Source organism: Hyphomicrobium denitrificans 1NES1, from assembly GCF_000230975.2.
In the GTDB taxonomy this organism is placed as follows: Bacteria; Pseudomonadota; Alphaproteobacteria; order Rhizobiales; family Hyphomicrobiaceae; genus Hyphomicrobium_B; species Hyphomicrobium_B denitrificans_A.
In genome coordinates this window covers 2,224,206-2,244,366 of record NC_021172.1, presented here as the reverse complement: position 1 = coordinate 2,244,366, position 20,161 = coordinate 2,224,206, and the positions used below count along the sequence as shown (strand labels likewise).

At 60.9% G+C, this 20,161-nt stretch carries 20 protein-coding genes; 13 read left to right on the top strand and 7 right to left on the bottom strand.

Annotation, left to right across the window (positions count from 1 at the left end; all coding sequences use genetic code 11):
- Nucleotides 1–7: 7 nt before the first annotated feature.
- On the bottom strand, nt 8–3,079 hold the full coding sequence (uvrA, locus tag HYPDE_RS10715) for an excinuclease ABC subunit UvrA (protein WP_015598471.1): 3,072 nt from the start codon (nt 3,077–3,079) through the stop codon (nt 8–10).
- Nucleotides 3,080–3,960: 881 nt separating this feature from the next.
- Between uvrA and HYPDE_RS10710 the strand changes: the two genes are divergently transcribed.
- Nucleotides 3,961–4,581, top strand: a complete 621-nt coding sequence (locus HYPDE_RS10710; RefSeq protein WP_015598470.1) for a hypothetical protein — start codon at nt 3,961–3,963, stop codon at nt 4,579–4,581.
- 29 nt (nt 4,582–4,610) lie between these two features.
- On the opposite strand, the gene HYPDE_RS10705 is transcribed toward HYPDE_RS10710, so the two are convergent.
- Both HYPDE_RS10705 and HYPDE_RS10700 read right to left on the bottom strand, forming a co-directional pair.
- Complete coding sequence (locus tag HYPDE_RS10705; RefSeq protein WP_041321151.1) at nt 4,611–5,003, bottom strand: GFA family protein; 393 nt, start codon at nt 5,001–5,003, stop codon at nt 4,611–4,613.
- Between the two features lie 663 nt (nt 5,004–5,666).
- Nucleotides 5,667–6,035, bottom strand: a complete 369-nt coding sequence (locus HYPDE_RS10700) for a YkgJ family cysteine cluster protein (protein WP_041320353.1) — start codon at nt 6,033–6,035, stop codon at nt 5,667–5,669.
- A 365-nt stretch (nt 6,036–6,400) separates the two neighbouring features.
- Here HYPDE_RS10700 and HYPDE_RS10695 point away from each other — a divergent pair, with 365 nt between their 5' ends.
- A complete protein-coding gene (locus HYPDE_RS10695) occupies nt 6,401–6,922 on the top strand; it encodes a single-stranded DNA-binding protein (protein WP_015598467.1) in 522 nt (173 codons plus the stop codon).
- Nucleotides 6,923–7,132: 210 nt separating this feature from the next.
- On the opposite strand, the gene HYPDE_RS10690 is transcribed toward HYPDE_RS10695, so the two are convergent.
- Nucleotides 7,133–8,086: a cation diffusion facilitator family transporter gene (locus HYPDE_RS10690; RefSeq protein ID WP_015598466.1), complete on the bottom strand. Its 954-nt coding sequence runs from the start codon at nt 8,084–8,086 to the stop codon at nt 7,133–7,135.
- Between the two features lie 118 nt (nt 8,087–8,204).
- Here HYPDE_RS10690 and HYPDE_RS10685 point away from each other — a divergent pair, with 118 nt between their 5' ends.
- Complete coding sequence (locus HYPDE_RS10685) at nt 8,205–8,498, top strand: hypothetical protein (RefSeq protein WP_041321150.1); 294 nt, start codon at nt 8,205–8,207, stop codon at nt 8,496–8,498.
- Between the two features lie 20 nt (nt 8,499–8,518).
- On the opposite strand, the gene HYPDE_RS10680 is transcribed toward HYPDE_RS10685, so the two are convergent.
- Nucleotides 8,519–8,890 (bottom strand): c-type cytochrome, encoded by a 372-nt coding sequence (locus HYPDE_RS10680; protein WP_041320352.1) that lies wholly within the window; start codon nt 8,888–8,890, stop codon nt 8,519–8,521.
- 140 nt (nt 8,891–9,030) lie between these two features.
- Nucleotides 9,031–9,597 carry a PRC-barrel domain-containing protein gene (locus HYPDE_RS18505; RefSeq protein WP_015598463.1) on the bottom strand — a complete coding sequence of 189 codons (567 nt, stop codon included), beginning with the start codon at nt 9,595–9,597 and terminating at the stop codon, nt 9,031–9,033.
- A gap of 247 nt (nt 9,598–9,844) precedes the next feature.
- Between HYPDE_RS18505 and gyrA the strand changes: the two genes are divergently transcribed.
- The gene (gene gyrA / locus HYPDE_RS10670; RefSeq protein WP_015598461.1) at nt 9,845–12,670 is read left to right on the top strand and encodes a DNA gyrase subunit A; all 2,826 of its coding nucleotides are present in this window, start codon (nt 9,845–9,847) and stop codon (nt 12,668–12,670) included.
- Between the two features lie 137 nt (nt 12,671–12,807).
- Complete coding sequence (locus HYPDE_RS10665) at nt 12,808–13,887, top strand: phosphatase PAP2 family protein (RefSeq protein WP_015598460.1); 1,080 nt, start codon at nt 12,808–12,810, stop codon at nt 13,885–13,887.
- An 89-nt stretch (nt 13,888–13,976) separates the two neighbouring features.
- On the opposite strand, the gene HYPDE_RS10660 is transcribed toward HYPDE_RS10665, so the two are convergent.
- Entirely contained in the window at nt 13,977–14,687 is a 711-nt protein-coding gene (locus HYPDE_RS10660; protein WP_041321144.1) for a Crp/Fnr family transcriptional regulator, read from the bottom strand.
- A gap of 242 nt (nt 14,688–14,929) precedes the next feature.
- Here HYPDE_RS10660 and HYPDE_RS10655 point away from each other — a divergent pair, with 242 nt between their 5' ends.
- The 8 genes from HYPDE_RS10655 (at nt 14,930) to HYPDE_RS10620 (ending at nt 20,009) form a co-directional block, all read left to right on the top strand.
- Nucleotides 14,930–15,607 carry an OmpW/AlkL family protein gene (locus HYPDE_RS10655; RefSeq protein ID WP_015598458.1) on the top strand — a complete coding sequence of 226 codons (678 nt, stop codon included), beginning with the start codon at nt 14,930–14,932 and terminating at the stop codon, nt 15,605–15,607.
- 230 nt (nt 15,608–15,837) lie between these two features.
- Nucleotides 15,838–16,341 carry a pantetheine-phosphate adenylyltransferase gene (gene coaD / locus HYPDE_RS10650; RefSeq protein ID WP_041320349.1) on the top strand — a complete coding sequence of 168 codons (504 nt, stop codon included), beginning with the start codon at nt 15,838–15,840 and terminating at the stop codon, nt 16,339–16,341.
- Nucleotides 16,342–16,361: 20 nt separating this feature from the next.
- Nucleotides 16,362–16,751, top strand: coding sequence for an MGMT family protein (locus HYPDE_RS10645; RefSeq protein ID WP_041320346.1), 390 nt, complete (start codon nt 16,362–16,364; stop codon nt 16,749–16,751).
- A 140-nt stretch (nt 16,752–16,891) separates the two neighbouring features.
- Nucleotides 16,892–17,431, top strand: a complete 540-nt coding sequence (locus HYPDE_RS10640; RefSeq protein ID WP_041320344.1) for a peptidylprolyl isomerase — start codon at nt 16,892–16,894, stop codon at nt 17,429–17,431.
- A gap of 147 nt (nt 17,432–17,578) precedes the next feature.
- The gene (locus HYPDE_RS10635; protein WP_015598454.1) at nt 17,579–18,055 is read left to right on the top strand and encodes a peptidylprolyl isomerase; all 477 of its coding nucleotides are present in this window, start codon (nt 17,579–17,581) and stop codon (nt 18,053–18,055) included.
- Nucleotides 18,055–18,462 carry a DUF423 domain-containing protein gene (locus HYPDE_RS10630; RefSeq protein ID WP_015598453.1) on the top strand — a complete coding sequence of 136 codons (408 nt, stop codon included), beginning with the start codon at nt 18,055–18,057 and terminating at the stop codon, nt 18,460–18,462. Before HYPDE_RS10635 ends, HYPDE_RS10630 begins: the two co-directional genes overlap by 1 nt.
- Before the next feature lie 24 nt (nt 18,463–18,486).
- On the top strand, nt 18,487–19,596 hold the full coding sequence (gene queA / locus HYPDE_RS10625) for a tRNA preQ1(34) S-adenosylmethionine ribosyltransferase-isomerase QueA (protein ID WP_015598452.1): 1,110 nt from the start codon (nt 18,487–18,489) through the stop codon (nt 19,594–19,596).
- A gap of 41 nt (nt 19,597–19,637) precedes the next feature.
- Nucleotides 19,638–20,009, top strand: coding sequence for an endonuclease domain-containing protein (locus HYPDE_RS10620; RefSeq protein ID WP_041320341.1), 372 nt, complete (start codon nt 19,638–19,640; stop codon nt 20,007–20,009).
- Nucleotides 20,010–20,161 lie beyond the last annotated feature (152 nt).

Sequence of the window (20,161 nt, the reverse complement as noted above, 5' to 3'; positions counted from 1 at the left end):
CGGCGCGTTACTCCGCCGCCTGCTTCTTGCTCGCGGGCTTCGGTCTGCGCGTCAGCACCGGCTTCAGGTACTGCCCGGTGTAGCTCTCCTTAACCCCCACGATATCCTCGGGCGCGCCAGCCGCGACGATGGTGCCGCCGCCGTCGCCGCCTTCGGGGCCGAGATCGATGATCCAGTCGGCGGTCTTGATCACTTCGAGATTGTGCTCGATGACGACGACCGTGTTGCCCGCGTCGGCAAGCTCGTGCAGCACTTCGAGCAGCTTCGCGACGTCGTGGAAGTGTAGCCCCGTCGTCGGCTCGTCGAGGATGTAGAGCGTGCGCCCCGTCGCGCGCCGTGACAGTTCCTTCGACAGCTTGATGCGCTGCGCTTCGCCGCCCGACAGCGTCGTCGCCTGCTGGCCGATGTGGATGTAACCCAAGCCCACGCGCGCCAGCGTCTCGAGCTTGTCGCGGATCGACGGCACGGCCTTGAAGAACTCGGCGCCTTCCTCGACCGTCATGTCGAGCACGTCGGCGATCGATTTCTCCTTGAAGGTGACGGCGAGCGTCTCGCGATTGTAGCGCTTGCCCTTGCATTCCTCGCACGTCACGTAGACGTCGGGCAGGAAGTGCATCTCGATCTTGATGACGCCGTCGCCCTGGCAGACTTCGCAGCGCCCGCCCTTGACGTTGAACGAGAAGCGGCCCGGCTCGTAGCCGCGCGTCTTGGCTTCCGGCAGCCCCGCGAACCATTCGCGGATCGGCGTGAAGGCGCCCGTGTACGTCGCCGGGTTCGAGCGCGGGGTTCGACCAATGGGCGATTGATCGATGTCGATGATCTTGTCGAAATTCTCGATGCCGGTGATCTTGTCGTACTCGCCCGGATGATCCTTGGCGTTGTTGAGCTTCCTCGCCACCGCCTTGAAGATCGTGTCGATCAGCAGCGTCGATTTCCCGCCGCCCGAGACGCCCGTGATGCACGTCAGAAGCCCGACCGGGATCGACGCCGTGACGTCTTTGAGGTTGTTCGAGCGCGCGCCGGTGACGGTCAGCATGCGCGACGGATCGGGCACGCGGCGCTTTTTCGGGATCGGCACGTAGCGGACGCCCGACAGATATTCGCCGGTGAGGCTTTCAGGCGAGTCCATGATGTCGGCCGGCGTGCCCTGCGCGATGATCTTGCCGCCGTGCACGCCAGCGCCCGGACCGATGTCGACCACGTGATCGGCCGTCATGATCGCATCCTCGTCGTGCTCGACGACGATGACGGTGTTGCCGATGTCTCTGAGGTGCTTGAGCGTGTCGAGCAGGCGGTCGTTATCGCGCTGATGCAAGCCGATCGACGGCTCGTCGAGCACGTAGAGCACGCCCGTCAGGCCGGAGCCGATCTGCGACGCGAGGCGGATGCGCTGCGATTCCCCGCCCGACAGCGTGCCGGACGAGCGCGACAGCGTCAGGTATTGCAAGCCGACGTCGTTCAGAAATTTGAGCCGGTCACGGATTTCCTTGAGAATGCGCGTCGCAATTTCCGACTGCTGCTTGGTGAAGCTTTTCGGAACTTCGGAAAACCATTCATTGGCAGCCTTGATCGAGAGATCGCAGACCTCGCCGATGTGCTTGCCGCCGATCTTCACCGCCAGCGCCTGCGGCTTCAAACGATAGCCGCCGCACGCCTCGCACGGATGCGCCGCCTGATAGCGCGACAGCTCCTCGCGCACCCAGTCGCTGTCCGTTTCCTTGAAACGCCGCGCGATGTTGCCAATGACGCCCTCGAACGGTTTCTCGGTCGAATAATTGCGCGTGCCGTCCCAGTAGGTGAAGACGACGTCCTCGTCGCCCGATCCGTAGAGGATCGCGAGCTGGACGTGCTTCGGCAGCCGCTCCCACGGCGTCTTCATCGAGACTTTGTAGTGCTTGGCGAGCGACTCGAGCGTCTGCTCGTAATAGGGCGACGACACGCCGGTCTTCGCCCACGGATAGATCGCGCCTTTCTCCAGACTGAGCGAAGAGTCCGGCACGACGAGGTCCGGCTCGAACCGCAGTTCCGATCCGAGTCCGTCGCAGATCGGGCAGGCACCCGCGGGCGCGTTGAACGAAAAGAGCCGCGGTTCGATCTCATCGATCGTAAAGCCCGAGACGGGGCACGCGAAGCGCTGCGAGAACATGATCCGCTCATGCGTCTCGTTCTTGTTTTGCAAAACGGCGCGTTGCTCCCTCTCCCCATCCTTCATGGGGAGAGGGTTGGGGTGAGGGGCGGCCGCTCGTTTCGCAGTATGTTGCTGCCCCTCACCCTGACCCTCTCCCCGCTTGCGGGGAGAGGGAACGTTGAGAGGCTTGTCGACGAACTCCGCGATCGCGAGACCGTCCGACAGCTTCAGCGCTTGCTCGAACGAATCCGCAAGCCGCGTCGCAAGATCCTTCTTCACCACGATGCGGTCGACGACGACGTCGATGTCGTGCTTGTATTTCTTGTCGAGCTTCGGCGCGTCACCGATATCGTAGACGGTGCCGTTGATCTTGAGGCGCTGGTAGCCCTTCTTCTGCCACTCGGCGATTTCCTTCCGGTACTCACCCTTGCGCCCGCGCACGACCGGCGACAGAAGCAGCAGCCGCGTGCCCTCGGGCAGCGCCAGCACGCGATCGACCATCTGCGAAACGGTCTGGCTTTCGATCGGCAGGCCCGTGGCGGGCGAATAGGGAACGCCGACGCGCGCGAACAGCAGACGCAGATAGTCGTAAATCTCGGTGACCGTGCCGACCGTCGAGCGCGGGTTCTTCGACGTCGTTTTCTGCTCGATCGAGATGGCGGGCGACAGACCATCGATGTGATCGACGTCCGGCTTCTGCATCATCTCGAGGAACTGCCGAGCATATGCCGACAGACTTTCGACGTAGCGCCGTTGCCCTTCGGCGTAGATCGTATCAAAGGCGAGAGACGACTTGCCGGAGCCCGAGAGGCCCGTGAACACGACGAGCGCGTCGCGCGGAATTTCGAGATCGACGTTTTTCAGATTGTGTTCACGCGCGCCACGCACGTGGATCGTCTTCATCAATTCGGAACCGGTGCGGGTGCCCGGCTTTTTTGTCGGTGATTTCATGGGCAACGGTCTACCCGAAGGGCATGGGCTGGGGCAATGCGACCCCACGCGAGCGCCGAAAATGATGTGGGATGCCCGGCTTTTCAAGGGTTTGCGCCGCAGGCCAGCGGAGTTTGCAGGATGCCTCCCAAACTCGCCATGCCTATCACGCCACCTCCGACCCCTCCCCGTCGAGGGGAGGGGGAGGTTGCATCAAACATCCACTCTCTAATTCCCCTTCCCGTTTGGGGGCGGAGACGGACTTGAATACGCGGCTCTACAATCACCTCCCCCTTGCGGAGAGGGGTTTAGGGGCGGGTAATGCTTCGGGAGCGATATCGGCGGCGAGACGGGCCCCAGCCGGAGCGCGCCGGTCGCAGCATGTCTCCAGGCATCCGCCAAGCCCTTCACCCCACCCCCGACCCCTCCCCGTCGAGGGGAGGAAGAGAAGTGGAAGATCTTCTTCGCTTGCCTCGCAGAGAGGTCCCCCTGCTTTCCTTTCCTGCCGGGGAAGTGGGATTTCAGCCATGCGCGAGGACGGGGAAAGCCTAGATTCCCCTCCCTCTTGCAGGAGTGGAGAAGTGGAAGGCAAAACAGCAATGCAATGCTGTTTACGCGGGAAATGTCTCACTCATTCCGCTTTGCGGGGAGGGATGAGGTCCCACCGAGCGTATGCCGCTCTATTCCCCTCCCCCTCCCCCTTGCGGGGAGGGGTTAGGGGTGGGGGTATGAGAAGGCGGGTGAAACACCCTGCAGCTCAGCTGGAACTTGGCATCGCAGAACGCTGTTCCGTAGTCTCCGCGTTCACACGCCTGTCAGCAAATCGACGCCATTCAGCCTTGACGCCAGACTATGGGTCTCGGACAATTTTGCGGGCATGTTTATCAATGAGGGCACTGGCAATGAGCGACGCTCCGTCTCTGCTGAATATTTCGCACCCCGCGCACCCGGTGAACCGCACGCTGACGCTCATCAAGCTGCTCGTGCTCGCCGTGTCGGTCGCGGCCGCAATCCCGACCGCGCGCAATCTCTACTTCTCTTGGAAGAATGACGTGCCGTTCAATCAGGTCGATCATCGCCTTGCGCAGGCGGCGCTGCTCGAAAAAAATTTCGGCTGCAAGATCGACTATCGCGCGCTCGTCGCGCAAGGCAACGCGCGCGTCGAAGTCGGCAGTTGCCAGAAGACCGGCGATATCTCGATCCGCATCAACGGACCGAATGGCCAGGTGAACTACGAGTGGATTGCCTTCGACCGCCTACCGAAGCCGATGTCGGCGCACACGGCAAGCCTGCTCGATCTTGTCGTGCCGCGCGCACTCGCGTCAGAGGATGCAGCAAACGCTGGCCAAGCATTTGACGTGGCGCAAGACATGTCCGTTCTTTGCCAGGCTAAACTGGGCGACAACGTCATTCGTGTCGTGCAATCGGGCGGCCAATGCGTACGCGAGACGGTGTCGATTTTCCGCGGTTCCGTCGAGAAGAGCGAAACGGTACCGTGCGACAAGGCATGTCCGATCAAATGAGCGATCTCGCGTGACGGGAGTAAATCCCGTCACCATTCGTCTTTCTGCGGCAGTCCGTCGGTGAGATCGTAAAAATCCGATTTCGAGGCGACGAAGATGTGCTCGGCAATCTTGAGGCCGGTAGGTTTGTCGAGCGTGCCTGCAGTAATGTAAATGTCGCTGCTGCCTGTTTGCTTCCAAAACAGATTGCCGCCGCAGCGATTGCAAAAACCTCGTTCGACCGTTTCCGACGATTGAAACCAGCGTAATGTCTCGTCGGAAAGAATTTTGAGATTATCGTTCGCGCAGCTGGTCATAGCAGCAAAATTCCCGCTGGTTTTCGCACATTGCGAGCAATGACATGCAAGGACTGGACTGAGTTTTCCGTCGACTTCGAAAACCACGCCTTTGCAGAGACAGCTTCCGGTCGTGTGAGGAGACATGACGAATGTTACCTTTTTTATCGTTTCGCTGACTGCCGTTCGATAGCGCAAAAAAAACGCGGCACGACAGAGGATATCGCATAGAGCCAATGTAAATCCGTGCGATATTTTTGATCGCGCTCGCGTAGATGACGTCTTGACGACACTGCATTTGAGGCACAGATTTAATTTGTGACGGTGCTGCTGTTGCTGTCGATCACACAGGCGTCTCGACCGATGGGGTCGATGAGCAGTGATAGATGAGGCGAGCTGTCAGGCGCATGCGGCGTGTAAGGGTCCATGGGCCTGATGGAAAAGGCGGCAGGCGTGACAGGGCGAAACAATCGAGGAAGGAGATGACTCCACCGGACTATGTGACGGGACCTCGAGGATTCACGTTCACGAGGTCAGCAGCTTGACGGGCGCTCTCGAGAATTTGGCCGCGCCCATGACAGCTGTCGGTTTTACAATTTGGATCTATCTTACGAGGGCGGTTGCCGTGAAGGTGAACCAGAGCCTCGCATCAAAAGCCCGGTTTTAGTCTGGGCAAGCCATCGAAGGTTAGTGGGCCCCGCGCGCATCCGAGGATGCGGCGGGGTTTCGCTTTTTTAATTGTGCTTGGCGACTCGCGTTCCGCGAGTCGGCCGCCAGGCACGGCTGTCGTCGAGTGGGCGGAAGCCACCCTCAGTCCTTGTGATTGGTGATGGCGACGAATGTATCGTCGTTCTGGCAGCGGCGCTCGTGCATCAGAAAATCATAGTAGCCGCAGCGCCCGTGGCCGGGATATTCGCGGCAGGCGTGCGGGCGCGCCTTGTAGATCGTGCAGCGCCGCTCCTTCGTATCGAAGAACTGGCAGATGCGCCCATAATGTTTGTCGCCCTTGCGGCGCATCAGATATTTGTGGCCGTGGCCTTCGCGCGTGAAGCGCTTCTTCGCCGTGTTGAACGTCAGCTTGAAATATTTGGCGAGGCGTTCGAGGTCGCGCTTGTTGAGCGCGATGACCGGATACGAACAACAGTACCCCGGGCATTTCAAACAATTATAGTGAGCCATCTGCGGCTTTGATGCTCCGGTGCGGCGCGGCAGGCGCGCATATGAATCGAGACAATCGCCTTAGCCGATAGCCTTCGCCAGTCAAGCGGCGCCCGCCGCGTGGAAAGGGGATCGGCATGGAATTCCCTTGCGCTGTTGCTGCCGCCTCTCTATGTTAGAACATTAAGAGAACATGGCGGCGAGCAAAGACGTGGACAACAGCAAATGATCTGCGGCAGCTCCAGCGTCTAGCCTCTAATGTCGCTTGGAGATTCTGCGGCAGCGCCGTCGATACAACCAAAGCTTCGGCAGCGCGTTCTTTTAGACGATGGCCGCGCGGGCGCACGGGTGTCCGAAGTTCAACCAAGTTTCAAGGAGATCTGCGCATGGCAGGTTCGGTCAACAAGGTCATTCTGGTCGGCAACGTCGGCAAGGACCCCGAAATTCGCCGCACGCAGGACGGGCGGCCGATTGCCAACCTGAGCTTGGCGACGAGCGAGACGTGGCGCGACAAGCAGACGGGCGAGCGCAAGGAAAAGACGGAGTGGCATCGCGTCGTCATTTTCAGCGAGCCGCTATGCAAGGTCGTCGAGCAGTATGTGAAGAAAGGCTCGAAGCTTTACATCGAAGGCGCGCTGCAGACGCGCAAATGGACGGACCAGTCGGGCGCCGAGAAGTACTCGACCGAAGTCGTGCTGCAGGGCTTCAACGGCACGTTGACGATGCTCGATGGCGCCGCTGGCGGTCGCGGATCGTCGGTCGGCATGCAGGAGAGCGGGCCCGATTACGGAACCGACGGCGGCTTCGGCCAGGGTGCGGGCGGGGGCGAACCGCGGCGCGTCGCGAAGACCGGCGGCGGCTCCAAGGGCAGCTTCGACAAAGCCCTCGACGACGAAATTCCATTCTGATTTGCGCTTGGCGACTCGCGTTCTGCGAGCCGGCCGCCAGGCGCTAGCGTCATCCTCAGCCGAGCGCAGCAAAGCTGCGTCGAAGGCCGGGGATCCAGCGCAAGGCTCGTCCAAGACGCAAAATTGAGCCTTCGGCACTTTTTGCGCTGGACCCCCGAATGCTCTCTCGCAGGCTCGTCCATTCGAGGGTGACGAAGGTAATTACCGGCCTTAGTGCAGCGTCACCGCGGCGGGTTTGAACGTGTCTTCCGATTGCACCTCGATAAAGAGGTGGCGCACTTCGGGAAAGCGCGCCTTGATCGTGCTCTGCAGCCGACCCGTCACGTCCTCGACGGTCCTGGCGCTGACGCCATCCAGGAAATCGACGCTCGCCGTGACGAGCACATCGTGCGGTCCAAGATGCATCGTGCGGATGTCGTTGATTCTGCGGATTGGCCCGCCGGCGCCAATCTCGCTCGCGACGATCTCGCGAAGCCCCACCTGCACGACGCGCGATGCCGCCTCGCCGACGATCAGCGATTTGACCTCCGTCGACATGAAGGCGGCAACGGCTGCCAGAACGAGCCCGATGAAAATCGATGCGATGCCGTCGGCTTTATCGAACCCCCCGAGATGCGCGACAAGCGTGCCGACGAGCGCGATTGTCAATCCTGTGAGCGCAGCGAGATCTTCAAGCACGATCGCAAAGAGGCTCGGGTCCTTCGACCGCCGCAGCGCCTCGATAAATCCGTGACGCGATTCGGGCCGTGCCTTGAATTCGCGGACAGCCTTTATCATCGAATAGCCTTCGAGGCACATCGCGACACCAAGCACCGCGTAAAGCACCGCGACGTTCTGCAAAGGATGCGGATCGAGCACCTTCTGAATGCCCTCGTAGATCGCGACCCCGGCGCCGAGTGAGAACAGCACCATCGCGACGATGAAACTCCAGAAGTAGATTTCCTTGCCGTAGCCGAACGGATGCTGATCGTCGGCCGGGCGCTTGGCGCGCGCGAGACCGAAAAGCAGCAGGCCCTGGTTGGCCGTATCGACGAGGGAGTGGATCGCTTCCGACAGCATGGCCGAGGAATATGTCCACGCCGCCGCGACGAACTTCGCCGCCGCAATCCCAAGGTTGCACCCTAGCGCAATCAGAACGACTGCTTTTGATCCCCCGGCTTCCACGTTCTCCCCCTTCACCAATGTGTCATCGTATCTTGCCACGATGCCGGGAGAAACATAAAGCCCATAGCCAATCGATTGGGCTGCGGCGCGCCGTCAAGACGAAGGGTTGGAGAACGCCATGAACCGCCTGCGCCTGATCCTCGTCATTGGTCTCGCCTTGATCCCATCCGTGGGTTACGCAGCGCGATGTGACGGTAACTTTCAGCTTGTACGCGGATCGTGGGTGTCGACGCGCTATTGCCGCGCGGTGGAGATCGCGAAAGTTGCGCGTGAGAGCGGGATGAATGTTTCGGCCGAGACGCTTCTGCGGCATCCTTCCCGCGCCGACGAAGTCTGCCGCTTCATCGATAGCGATATTCGTGCTCACCCGGCATGCGAGGAAATGCATGCTATTTTTGAGTGGGCATGGTGAATTTCAGGTAACGCACTTGATTATTTCGACTTCAGAAACTCGATGATCTTCTGCCGGGTCGCCTGATCGCCAACTCCGGTGAATGGCTTCATGTTGTTGTTTTGAACGACACCGTCCGGATTGGTGATGAACTTGTCGAGCGTACCTTCATCCCACGTCAGGTTCGCTTGCTTCATCGATTGCGAATAATTGAATCCATTGACCGAACCGGCTTTGCGACCGACGACACCATGCAGACTCGGGCCAAGGCGGTTATCGCCTTCCTTCCACGAGTGACAGGTGCGGCAGTTGTTATTGAAAAGCTGCTCGCCCGACACATCCTCCGCCGCGGAAGCTGCTTCGGAAAGCGACGCCGACAGCAATAGCGCCGCGGCTACGACCAATATATGCATTGAAATATCCTTTATTCATCATCCAGGAATTTCGTGAATTCCGTGGGCAACGGCCTATGGAAAAAGAACGCAAAAAACCCCGGCGCCGTTCCGCGCCGGGGTAAATGCAACCGGGATAAGCGAAATTTCCGCTTTGCGCGTCAGTTCTTAGGTGCGTCGGCAGGCGCGGCCGGCTGTGCCGCTTGCTTTGCCTTCTCAAGCGCAGGGCCGGCTTTTTCCTTCGCGGACTCGTAGGCGTCCTTCGCCGCCGCTTTCGCTTTCTCGTAAGCGGGGCCGGACTTGTCGCGGATCTCTTCGCCCTTCTCGGCAGCGCGTTGCAGCCAGCCCTTTGGCGGGTTCGCGCGCTTGTAGGCGGGAGCCGCGGTCAACGCATCCTTCGTCGCCGCGGGCATCGTGATCACGACGCCTTTGTCCGTCGATTCGATGCTGAGCGACGGCAGGCTGACGGCAACCTTCTTTTCTCCGACGCCAAGGAGACCGCCGATACCGATGATCGCGCCGACGATTTTGTTGTCGCTGTCGACAACGAGATCCTCGATGTCGCCGATCACTTTGCCGTCGCCGTCGTGGACGTTGACGCCGATGAGGCGGTCCTTCGCAAGATATTCCGTCGGCTTCTGTTCGGTGAGAAAGATATCGTCAGCGAGCGCCGGAATCGCGCCGACGGCAAGCGTGAGGAAAGCGAGTGCGAAGAGTCTGGGGGTCATTTAGTGGTCCTTCTCAGGTGACGCACGGGCTGATCGCGGCGCCGCGCCGCCGGTAGAAACGGGACCCGCGAAAATCCCGAATCTGCACGCCCAAGGCAGTAGCTTTCGAGTATGTCCGCATGAAGTCACCCTGGCGACCCCCGCCGGTTCGTTGCGCCGTGCAACACGCTGAATCAAAAGAATAAATTTTCCTGTTGGAATTCGCGTCATGTCGCCGCGCCGATAGTATTTCGGCGGCGTTTCCGCTATGCTTCAAGCCATCTTCCCGCGCCAGCGCCGATCTGCGCTGCAGCCGCGATTTGCCTCCAAGAAAGATGAGACTTTGACCGACAATAGCGACGACGAAAGACCGGCTGGCCGCGAGCCGAGCGACATACGCCCCGTCTCCATCTCGGAGGAGATGAAGAAGTCGTATCTCGACTACGCGATGAGCGTCATCATCTCGCGCGCGCTGCCCGATGTACGCGACGGCCTGAAGCCCGTGCATCGCCGCATCCTGTTCGCGATGAATGAGCTTGGGCTCGACTGGAACAAGAAATATGTCAAGTCGGCGCGCATCGTCGGCGAGGTGATGGGCAAATATCACCCGCACGGCAACCTCGCGATCTACGACGCGCTCGTCCGCCTCGCGCAGGACTTCTCGATGCGCGTGCCGCTCGTCGACGGGCAGGGAAACTTCGGCTCGATCGACGGTGATCCGCCTGCAGCCGAACGCTACACGGAATCGCGCCTCGCCAAGATCGCGAGCTTCCTTCTCGACGATCTCGACAACGATACGGTCGATTATCGCGACAACTACGACGGCACCATTCAGGAGCCGTCGGTTCTGCCTGCGAAGTTCCCGAACCTGCTCGTCAACGGCGCCGGCGGCATCGCCGTCGGCATGGCGACGAACATTCCGCCGCATAACCTAGGTGAGGTCATCGATGCGTGCATCGCCGATCTCGACAATCCGGAAATCGGCATCGATGAACTTTCGCAGATCGTCCAAGGCCCGGATTTCCCGACCGCGGGTCTCATTCTAGGCCGCGGCGGCATTCTTTCCGCCTATCACAAGGGGCGCGGCTCGATCATCATGCGTGCGCGCGTGACGGTCGAGAACATTCGCAAGGACCGTGAAGCGCTCGTCGTCACCGAAATTCCCTATCAGGTGAACAAGCGTACGCTGATCGAGAAGATCGCAGATCTTGTACGCGACAAGAAGATCGAAGGTATTTCCGACCTCTGGGACGAATCGAACCGCGAAGGCATCCGCATCGTCATCGAGTTGAAGCGCGATGCGGTCGCCGATGTCGTTCTGAATAACCTCTACAAGTATTCCGATCTGCAGACGACGTTCGGCGCCAACATGCTGGCGATCAACGGCGGCCGCCCGGAAAGCCTGACGCTGAAGGACTTCATCTCGGCGTTTACGAGCTTCCGCCAGGACGTCGTCACACGGCGCATCAAGCATCTGTTGAGCAAGGCACGCGACCGGGCTCACGTCCTTGTCGGTCTGGCAATCGCCGTTGCCAACATCGACGAGGTGATCAAGCTCATCCGCTATTCGTCATCGCCTGCCGAAGCCAAAGAGCAGTTGATGATCCGCGATTGGCCGGCGAAGGACATGATCCCGTTGATCGAGCTGATCGCCGATCCGCGCCATACTGTGTCGGAAGCAGGGGCCTACCGGCTTTCGGAAGAGCAGGCGAAAGCCATTCTGGAATTGCGCCTCGCTCGCCTGACCGCTCTCGGCCGGGACGAAATCGCCGATGAATTGAACAAGATCGCAACCGAAATCCGCGAATACCTTGCGATCCTGGCGTCGCGCGCCCGCGTCGTCGAGATCGTCAAGGGCGAGCTTCAGGCGATCAAGGACGAGTTCGCGACACCGCGCAAGACCGAGATCGTCGATATCGAAGGCGAGGTCGAGGACGAGGATCTGATCCAGCGCGAGGATTGCGTCGTCACCGTCAGCCACAAGGGCTACATCAAGCGCGTGCCGCTCGCCGCCTATCGGGCGCAGCGGCGCGGCGGCAAGGGTCGCTCCGGAATGTCGACGCGGGACGAGGATTTCGTCACGCAGCTCTTCGTGACGTCGACGCACACGCCGGTGCTGTTCTTCTCTTCGCGCGGCATGTGCTACCGCATGAAGGTCTGGCGCTTGCCGCCCGCATCGCCGCAGTCTCCCGGCAAGGCGCTCGTCAACCTGTTGCCGCTCTCCGAGGGCGAGGCGATCACGTCGATTCTTCCGTTGCCGGAGGATTCCTCGACCTGGGGTGACCTGGAGCTGGTCTTCGCGACGCGCTCGGGCAACGTACGGCGCAACGCGCTGGCTGATTTTGAGAATATCCATCGCAACGGCAAGATCGCGATGAAGCTCGACGAAGGCGACAGCATCGTGCAGGTCGCGATCGCCAAGCCCGATCAGGATGTACTGCTGACGAGCGCCGACGGCCAGTGCATCCGCTTCCTCATCGGCGACGAAGTCCGTCTCTTCAAGGGCCGCGACTCGACCGGCGTGCGGGGCATCAGGCTCGGCGACGGCGACGAGGTCATCTCGATGGCGATCCTCAATCACTTCGAAGCCTCGGCCGAAGAGCGCGCCGCCTACCTGAAGCAGGCGAACGCCCTGCGCCGCTCGGAAGAAACCGAGGACGTCGAGACGGTCGCCGATGCCGACGCAGAGGATGTCAGCGCCGACGCCGTGACGCTCAGTGCCGAACGGTTCGCAGCGATGCAGGCAGGCGAGCAGTTCGTGTTGACGGTTTCGAGCAAGGGCTTCGGCAAGCGGTCGTCGTCGTTCGAATTCCGGACCTCTGGCCGCGGTGGCAAGGGCATCGTTGCGATGGTCGTCAACGAGCGCAACGGCCGCCTGCTAGCGTCCTTCCCGATCGACGAAAAGGACCAGATCATGCTCGTCACCGACGGTGGCCAGTTGATTCGCTGCCCGGTCGACGGCATCCGGATCGCGGGGCGCAACACCCAAGGCGTGCGCATCTTCAAGACGGAAGCCGAGGAGAAAGTCGTCTCCGTCGAGCGCATCACCGAGGAAGACTCCGACGAGGAGCAGAACGGCAACGGCGAAAGCTAAAGTTTCGCGATGGCTCCATCGGATATAAGACATTGATTTGAGTATATTTTAGAGACGAAGGGAAGCCGCCCCCGTCTTTAACGCGACTTTCAGGCTTCTCTGGCAGAACGGCCCCGTTGAGTAGTGGGGCTGTCCCGATGAGTATTGCGTCTTTCGCCACGCTTCCGAAACCGATGTGGGAAGGGGTGTTGGTCTGCCTTCGTGTCGGCCTCCCCGAGCTATGGGAGCGTTCGAGCCGGCTCGCCTGGATGATCATGATCGCATGCGCCGTGCTGCTCGCGGTCCTATGTCTTGCGATGGGTTTTCACTATGCGCCGTTTTTGATCGCCGCCCAGGTCGCCATTCTGCTGGCGATCGCCGTAGGATTGACCGGCGCCGGCTGGCTCCGACCGGCTTTGATTTTAGAGATTGCGGCGATCATCGCGGCGACCTTCCTCGTCGTTCCTCCGCTGTGCTCGATCTTGGCCGCCATGGCGATGCCCCTGCAGGATGCGGCGTTGGCGGAGATCGACCGGCGGATGGGGATTGATTGGGTCGCAATAGCGTTCTGGTTCCGTGCTCACCCCGAGCTTTCACGCGTGCTGTGCGCGGTCTATGGCAGCAACATCTGGCAGCCCGCGTTGCTGCTGCTGGCGTTGACATTCGCCGATCCCGAACGCTTGCGCCTGATGATCACCGCATCGGCCATCACGCTGGCCATCACGATGTTCGGATTTTTCCTCATTCCCGCGATGGGGCCCTATTGGTACTTCCATTTTACGCCCGCCGATTTCCCCGACGCGATCAATGTCATGCCTTGGGAACAGCCAAAGTTCATCGAAGGTCTGCGCGCCGGATCGCGTGAGATGGTGTTCAGCGGCATCGTCGAGTTTCCAAGCTATCACGCAGCCTCCGCGATCCTGTTCGCGTTCGCCTGGAGCAGCGTGCCGGTGATCGGCGTGTTCGGCATTTTGCTGAATGTCCTGATGCTGGTCTCAACCGTCCCGGTCGGCGGCCACTACATCATCGACATTTACGCCGGGGCTGCAGTCGCAATCGTAAGCCTGAGCCTCGCCAAGCGTTATTATCGTGCGACGGACCGGATACCCCCGCTGGAGCCCTGGAACCGCACGCGCGAAGGCCGGCGCGCATTGGCGGTCTTGCGGAAGTGGCCGCTCGTCTCGGCACTGATCAAGGGTCCGGTTAAGACGTCTTCCAAAGAACCGGCGACGACTTGATCTCGTATAGGTTGCGCCGTCTATTCCCGCTGCGCGCATCACCGATGAGCCCGACGAGTATCGCGAAGCCGTCAGCGAGCGAGCAGAGATTATCCTGCGCCGTGCAGCAGGATGATCGCTTCGCTCAATGGACATTTGGCAGTGAGTGCCCGCCAGTCGCGGATTAGAATCTGGAACCTGCCCCGGCGTTTGACGATCCCCTCGCTGACGAGCGATGACAGGATGCGCGAGACCGTGTCGGCATTGAGCGAGAGATAATCTGCGATACCGTAGCGCGTGAGCGGCAGCTCGACGGAAATCGATCCGCCTGCCTGCATTCCGATGCGCACCCCGATCTCGATGAGAAAGGCCGCGATCCGCTCTTCCGAATTTAGTCCGGACATGGTCGCGATATGCAGCTGCGATCGCGCATGCTGCGCCAGCGGACGCAAAAAGACCGCCTGCCAGAGTTGTGGGTCTTTCGCGGCTTCCTCGGCCAGCGCCGTCATCGTCAGCTTCCAGAATACCGCAGAATGCTGGGACGTCAGCTCCAGATCGGGCAGTGCCTGAAGCTCCGGGATGAGAACGTCGCCTGGATAGAGCAGCGCCGTGACGGCGCGGATATCGGGATGCGCGGCGCTCTCGATGCCGACGACACCCTTCGCGACGATATAAACGAAACCTGCGCCGAGAGAGGTGGCGGCACACCGGTTGCCGAAGCGGACGAACTGCGCACGTTCTTGCAGCCGCGCGAGCACATTTAACCCCATGCCCGATTGCACGCGGTCGCGGATTTTGGCTGCGGATTCGTAAGATGACATGGTGATGTGGCTCACTTCCGTTTGGAAGTTTGTTATCGGCCCGCCAGCCATGCCCTTGACTTGAATCAATAAATCCGTGTCGCGTACGACACGCGCGCGATTAGCGCGTCATAGGTCTGATCTCCGTCAGAAATCGGCGCAGCATCGCCATATGCATACTGCCGACGCGCATCGATAACCCCCTCGATAGGCCCGTCGAGTCGCTCAAGATTCGCCGGCAGAAAGCAAAAGGGGACTGGTCAATGCAGAGAGAAGCGATCGGCGTGCTTCTTGCGCTTGGATTATCAATAACCGCAGCTCCGGCCGGAGCTGGAAATTATGGTGGGGACACTCTGGTGCGCGTGCAAGGCACCGTCGTCGTTCCGGACTCGAGCGCGAAGGTCAACATCGATCCGGCAGCCGATGCCGACGTCAGCACCGAGGTGATCCCGACGCTGACGCTGACGCATTTCTTCACCAAGAACGTTGCTGCGGAGCTTTTCTGCTGCTTTGCACGTTTTGAAGCCGAGGGCCGCGGGTCTTTGAATGGAGTGGATCTTGGGAGCTTCTGGGCCTTCCCGCCAATTGTCACGCTCCAGTATCACTTCGATCCGGTTGGCGGCTTCAAGCCTTACGTTGGCGCGGGCGTCCAATATATTCACTATTTCGATGGCGGAAAAAGCGATCTCGGCGGAGCGAAAATCAAGCTCGACGATTCCTGGGGCTTCGCGCTGCAGGCCGGCGTCGATGTGGAACTCGGCCAGGGCTGGTACTTCAACGCCGACATCAAGAAGGTCTGGCTCGACACGGATGTGTCTTGGAAAGATACCGCCAAGGCAGACGTAACGGTCGACCCGCTCATCGTGTCGGTCGGCCTTGGATACCGGTTTAACATGTCCGATATCTTTGGAACTCGTTCGGCCGCGGTGCCGCTCAAATAGCGCTCGCGCACCTTCGACGATGCAATCGTGAACCTTGAGGCCCGGTGAACCTGGGCCTCATTTTATTTGCGCCATATTTAGAGTTACGCGCTGCGCCGCCCCGCCGGGCGCGTTCCAAAGGCTTTATGGATGCGCTGTTGTTCATACTAATCCGAAAGTGTGCGCTATCCTCTGGGCAAGGATCGGCTGCGCCGCTATTCAGAGGAGCCATTGAGCAGCGAAAGGCGCGTATGACCCGCATAGGCTTTTATTCCGGTTCCTTCGACCCCGTGACCCTCGGGCACACCGACGTCATATGGCGGGCGGCGGGCCTGCTCGACAAATTGGTCATCGGCATCGGCGTCAATCCAGGGAAGGCGCCGATGTTCACGACTGACGATCGCATCGCGATGCTGGAAGACGAGGTTCGCCCCATCGCGCACGCCACGAAAACCGAGATTGCCGTCGTGACGTTCTCCGGGCTCGTGGTCGATGCTGCGGCAGCACACGGCGCTTCGGTCATCATTCGCGGCCTGCGCGACGGAACGGACTTCGATTATGAAATGCAAATGGCTGGCATGAACGGCGAGATGGCGCCGGGCATCCAGACGGTCTATGTCGCGGCTTCCCCGCGCGTGCGCCACATCGCGGCAAACCTCGTCCGCGCGGTCGTCTCGATGGGGGGCGATCCTTCGCCCTTCGTTTCGAACGACGTCCTGAAGCGCCTCAAGGCCAAGTCCGCCAAGTCTAAGTGAGTTTCGCTACGTTCACCGTTATGTCGAAGAGAGCCGATCTATTGACGCTCGTGCGCACCGTTCCGACCGGCCGCGTCACGACGTTCGACATTCTGGCGAAAAAGCTCGGCGAGCCGCCCGCGCTCGTCCAATCGCGCTTGGCGCATCTGACCGAGGACGAGCGCGATCTCGTGCCCTGGCACCGCGTCGTCGCGAAAGGCGGCGCCATCGGCCGTGGGCCGCATCGCGATCAGCAGTTCGCACGTCTCGTGCGCGAGGGCGTTCAAGTTTTGCCGGCGGGCATCGTGCACGACATGCCGCGCTTTCTCGTGACGCTCGACGCTCTGCCGGAATGCCGCAAGCAGCCGGAGACGCCTCCGCAAATCTCGCAGCCGCTCAGCCGCTCGCGCGGCATGAAATCGCGACCTTAGCCGCGGAAACGCAGGGTCAGGCCTCCCAAGGGTTGCGATCAGGCCGTCAAATCGCCATAAGGGCGACAACACTGCCCGCCGCAACGACAGAGCGGCACCCGCCGGCCTCTGAAAACCTCCAAGACATCATGAGGAGCGCCATGACCCGCTTTCTATACCTTGCCGTCGCGTCCGTGTTCGCGATGACGTTTCTCGCTGGCAATCCTGCGCGTGCCGCGGGCGACAAACTCGTCATTGAGCTGAAGACCGGCAAGGTCGTCATCCAGCTTCGCCCTGATCTCGCGCCGAAGCACGTCGAGCGAGTCAAGACGCTGGCGAGCCAGGGCTTCTATAACGGCATCAAGTGGCATCGCGTGATCGATGGCTTCATGGCGCAGACGGGCGATCCGACAGGCACCGGCATGGGTGGCTCGAAGCTTCCCGATCTGCCCGCTGAATTCTCGCGGGAGCCCTATAAGCGCGGCACCGTCGGCGCAGCGCGCACGCAGGACCCGAATTCCGCCAACAGCCAGTTCTTCATCTGCTTCACCGACGACGGCTGCTCCGGTCTGACGGGACAGTATACTGTCTGGGGTCAGGTCATTTCCGGCATGGAGAACGTCGACAAGATCAAGCGCGGCGAGCCGGGCTCGGGCACGGTCGCGGATCCCGATACGATGGTGAAAGTTTACGTGGAGTAGCAAATCTCCCTCTCCCCATTCCTCTGCGCTTGGAATGGGGAGAGGGTTGGGGTGAGGGGCGGCAACTCGCTCTGAATAAGCGGCCCCTCACCCTGACCCTCTCCCCGCTCGCGGGGAGAGAGAAAGAAACCAGAAAGGAACTCCGAAGTGGCTGACTACAAAGACCCCGAGAACACGCTCATCATCGAAACGAGCAAAGGCCCGGTCGTGATCGAGCTTCGCCCCGATCTCGCGCCGAAGCACGTCGAGCGCATCAAGACGCTGGCGCGCGAAGGCTTCTACGATGGCATCGTTTTCCATCGCGTCATCGACGGCTTCATGGCGCAGACCGGCTGCCCGCAGGGCCGTGGCACGGGCAGCTCGAAGCTTCCGAACCTGCCCGCCGAGTTCAACGCCGAGCCGCACGTCCGCGGCGTCTGCTCGATGGCGCGCGCGCAGAACCCGAATTCCGCGAACAGCCAGTTCTTCATTGTCTTCGACGACGCGACGTTCCTCGACAAGCAATATACGGTCTGGGGCAAGGTCATCTCCGGCATGGAGAACGTCGACAAGATCAATCGCGGCGAGCCTCCTGCGAACCCGGACAAGATGATCAAGGTTCGCGTCGCCGCGGATGCGGCGTGATGGCGGACGCTTGTGACGCTTCGAAAGGCGCGCTTTGCGGCGCGCCTTTTCTTATTCTTGCTTGGGCAGGTCTGGCCGGTGCCGCAGGAGTTGCGCTCGCCGCTGCCGCGACGCATAAATTTGAAAGCCCCGTACTCACGATGGCGGCGATGATGCTGACCCTTCACGCCGTCGCGGCTGTCGGGATCGTTGGGATCGCTTTCAGAGCCGCACGGCCGTGTTTTTGGCTTGGTGTCGCCCTGTTGATGCTTGCGGGTGCATCGCTGTTTGCTGGCGAGATTGCGTTTCACACGCTGAACGGCAATGCCTCGTTCCAGATGCTCGCGCCGACGGGTGGCACGCTGATGATCGTGAGTTGGCTCATCGTAGCAGTTCTCGCAATCGCCAGCGCCCGGCGTCAATCCTGAGCCGGGCGGAGCGGACACGTCGCAATGCGCACCGACCTTTTCGATTTCGAGCTGCCCGATAACGCCATCGCACTGCGCCCCGCCGAGCCGCGGGATTCGGCGCGCCTGCTGGTCGTGCATCCGGTCAAGGGCGGCTGCGCGCATGACGATGCCGATCTTGCCGACAAGAGCGTGCGCGATCTTCCGAGCTTGCTTAATCCGGGCGATGCGCTCGTCTTCAACGACACGCGCGTCATTCCGGCGGCGCTGGCAGGCATGCGCATTCGCGGCGAGACACAGGCGAAAGTCGATTTCAATTTGACCAAGCAAGTCAACGAAAGTTCCTGGCGCGCCTTCGCACGTCCCGCAAAACGTCTCGAGGTCGGCGATCGCGTCCACTTCGGCCACTCGGGCGAAAGCTGCTATCTAGGCGCGCTCGATGCGACGGTTTCGGCAAAAGGCGAGGCCGGTGAGGTTGAACTGGCGTTCGATTTTTCGGGCGACGTGCTCGACGACGCGATCCGCACCGTTGGGATGATGCCGCTGCCGCCGTATATCGCGCTAAAGCGCGGCGCCGACGATCGCGACCGCCAAAGCTACCAGACCGTTTATGCGAAGAAGGATGGCGCTGTCGCCGCCCCGACCGCAGGGCTGCACTTCACGCCGGAGCTATTGGCGGCACTCGACGCGCGTGGAATCTCCCGCCATTTCGTGACGCTGCACGTCGGTCCGGGAACCTTTCTTCCTGTGAAGACCGACGATACCGACGGACACGCCATGCACAGCGAGTGGGGCGAGGTCTCGGCGGCGACCGCGGCGGCGCTCAACGAAACGCGCGCGCGAGGCGGCCGTATCGTCGCCGTCGGCACGACGTCGCTGAGGCTTCTCGAAAGCGCCGCGAGCGAGAATGGAACCATCGCGCCCTGGTCGGGCGAAACGTCGATCTTCATCACGCCCGGCTACCGCTTCAAAGCCGTCGACGTGCTGATGACCAACTTCCACCTGCCGCGCTCGACGCTGTTCATGCTCGTCGCGGCCTTCTCCGGACTCGGCACCATGCGCGCCGCCTATGCCCATGCCATTCACTCTGGCTACCGTTTCTATTCCTACGGCGACGCCAGCCTGCTATTCCCGGCGAAGGTCCCCTCGTCGTGAGGGAAAAGGGGCGTGCGTCGGGTGAATGGCGAACATCTGCAATGGCCAATGAGGTCGCGAGAAGTCTCCGGAAAAACAGGACCGGCGCCGAACGCGAGCTATGGTCGAGATTTCGTGAACTCAAGCAGGCGGGTTTCAAATTCCGTCAGCAAGCTCCCATCGATCGCTTCATCGTCGACTTTGTTTGTTTCGCGAAGCGCCTGATCGTTGAGGTCGATGGAGCAACGCACGGTACGGAAAGTGAGACATTGCAGGACAGCGATCGGCAGCAATATCTCGTCCAGCAGGGGTTCCGCGTTGTGCGGTTTTTAAACGACGACGTATTCAGAAACGTGGACGGTGTAATGGATACAATTATCCAAGAACTGAAAACCCCCACCCCTAGCCCCTCCCCGCAAGGGGGAGGGGTTTAAGAAACCGCATCGATGATGCCGTATGAATGTCTACGTGGGTCTGCGAAAAGGATGATGTCGGCGGTAAATTGGATTGCAACGTGTGTTCTGTCGGACCTGGAGCGTCTCGCCTCAATTCCCCTCCCCACGGGCGGCCCATCCAAATCTGGCTC

Coding starts and splice junctions, on each gene's coding strand:
- uvrA (WP_015598471.1), bottom strand. CDS start 3,079: ATGAAATCACCGACAAAAAAGCCGGGCACCCGCACCGGTTCCGAATTG.
- HYPDE_RS10710 (WP_015598470.1), top strand. CDS start 3,961: ATGAGCGACGCTCCGTCTCTGCTGAATATTTCGCACCCCGCGCACCCG.
- HYPDE_RS10705 (WP_041321151.1), bottom strand. CDS start 5,003: ATGTCTCCTCACACGACCGGAAGCTGTCTCTGCAAAGGCGTGGTTTTC.
- HYPDE_RS10700 (WP_041320353.1), bottom strand. CDS start 6,035: ATGGCTCACTATAATTGTTTGAAATGCCCGGGGTACTGTTGTTCGTAT.
- HYPDE_RS10695 (WP_015598467.1), top strand. CDS start 6,401: ATGGCAGGTTCGGTCAACAAGGTCATTCTGGTCGGCAACGTCGGCAAG.
- HYPDE_RS10685 (WP_041321150.1), top strand. CDS start 8,205: ATGAACCGCCTGCGCCTGATCCTCGTCATTGGTCTCGCCTTGATCCCA.
- HYPDE_RS10680 (WP_041320352.1), bottom strand. CDS start 8,890: ATGCATATATTGGTCGTAGCCGCGGCGCTATTGCTGTCGGCGTCGCTT.
- HYPDE_RS18505 (WP_015598463.1), bottom strand. CDS start 9,597: ATGACCCCCAGACTCTTCGCACTCGCTTTCCTCACGCTTGCCGTCGGC.
- gyrA (WP_015598461.1), top strand. CDS start 9,845: ATGCTTCAAGCCATCTTCCCGCGCCAGCGCCGATCTGCGCTGCAGCCG.
- HYPDE_RS10665 (WP_015598460.1), top strand. CDS start 12,808: ATGAGTATTGCGTCTTTCGCCACGCTTCCGAAACCGATGTGGGAAGGG.
- HYPDE_RS10660 (WP_041321144.1), bottom strand. CDS start 14,687: ATGTCATCTTACGAATCCGCAGCCAAAATCCGCGACCGCGTGCAATCG.
- HYPDE_RS10655 (WP_015598458.1), top strand. CDS start 14,930: ATGCAGAGAGAAGCGATCGGCGTGCTTCTTGCGCTTGGATTATCAATA.
- coaD (WP_041320349.1), top strand. CDS start 15,838: ATGACCCGCATAGGCTTTTATTCCGGTTCCTTCGACCCCGTGACCCTC.
- HYPDE_RS10645 (WP_041320346.1), top strand. CDS start 16,362: ATGTCGAAGAGAGCCGATCTATTGACGCTCGTGCGCACCGTTCCGACC.
- HYPDE_RS10640 (WP_041320344.1), top strand. CDS start 16,892: ATGACCCGCTTTCTATACCTTGCCGTCGCGTCCGTGTTCGCGATGACG.
- HYPDE_RS10630 (WP_015598453.1), top strand. CDS start 18,055: ATGGCGGACGCTTGTGACGCTTCGAAAGGCGCGCTTTGCGGCGCGCCT.
- queA (WP_015598452.1), top strand. CDS start 18,487: ATGCGCACCGACCTTTTCGATTTCGAGCTGCCCGATAACGCCATCGCA.
- HYPDE_RS10620 (WP_041320341.1), top strand. CDS start 19,638: ATGGCCAATGAGGTCGCGAGAAGTCTCCGGAAAAACAGGACCGGCGCC.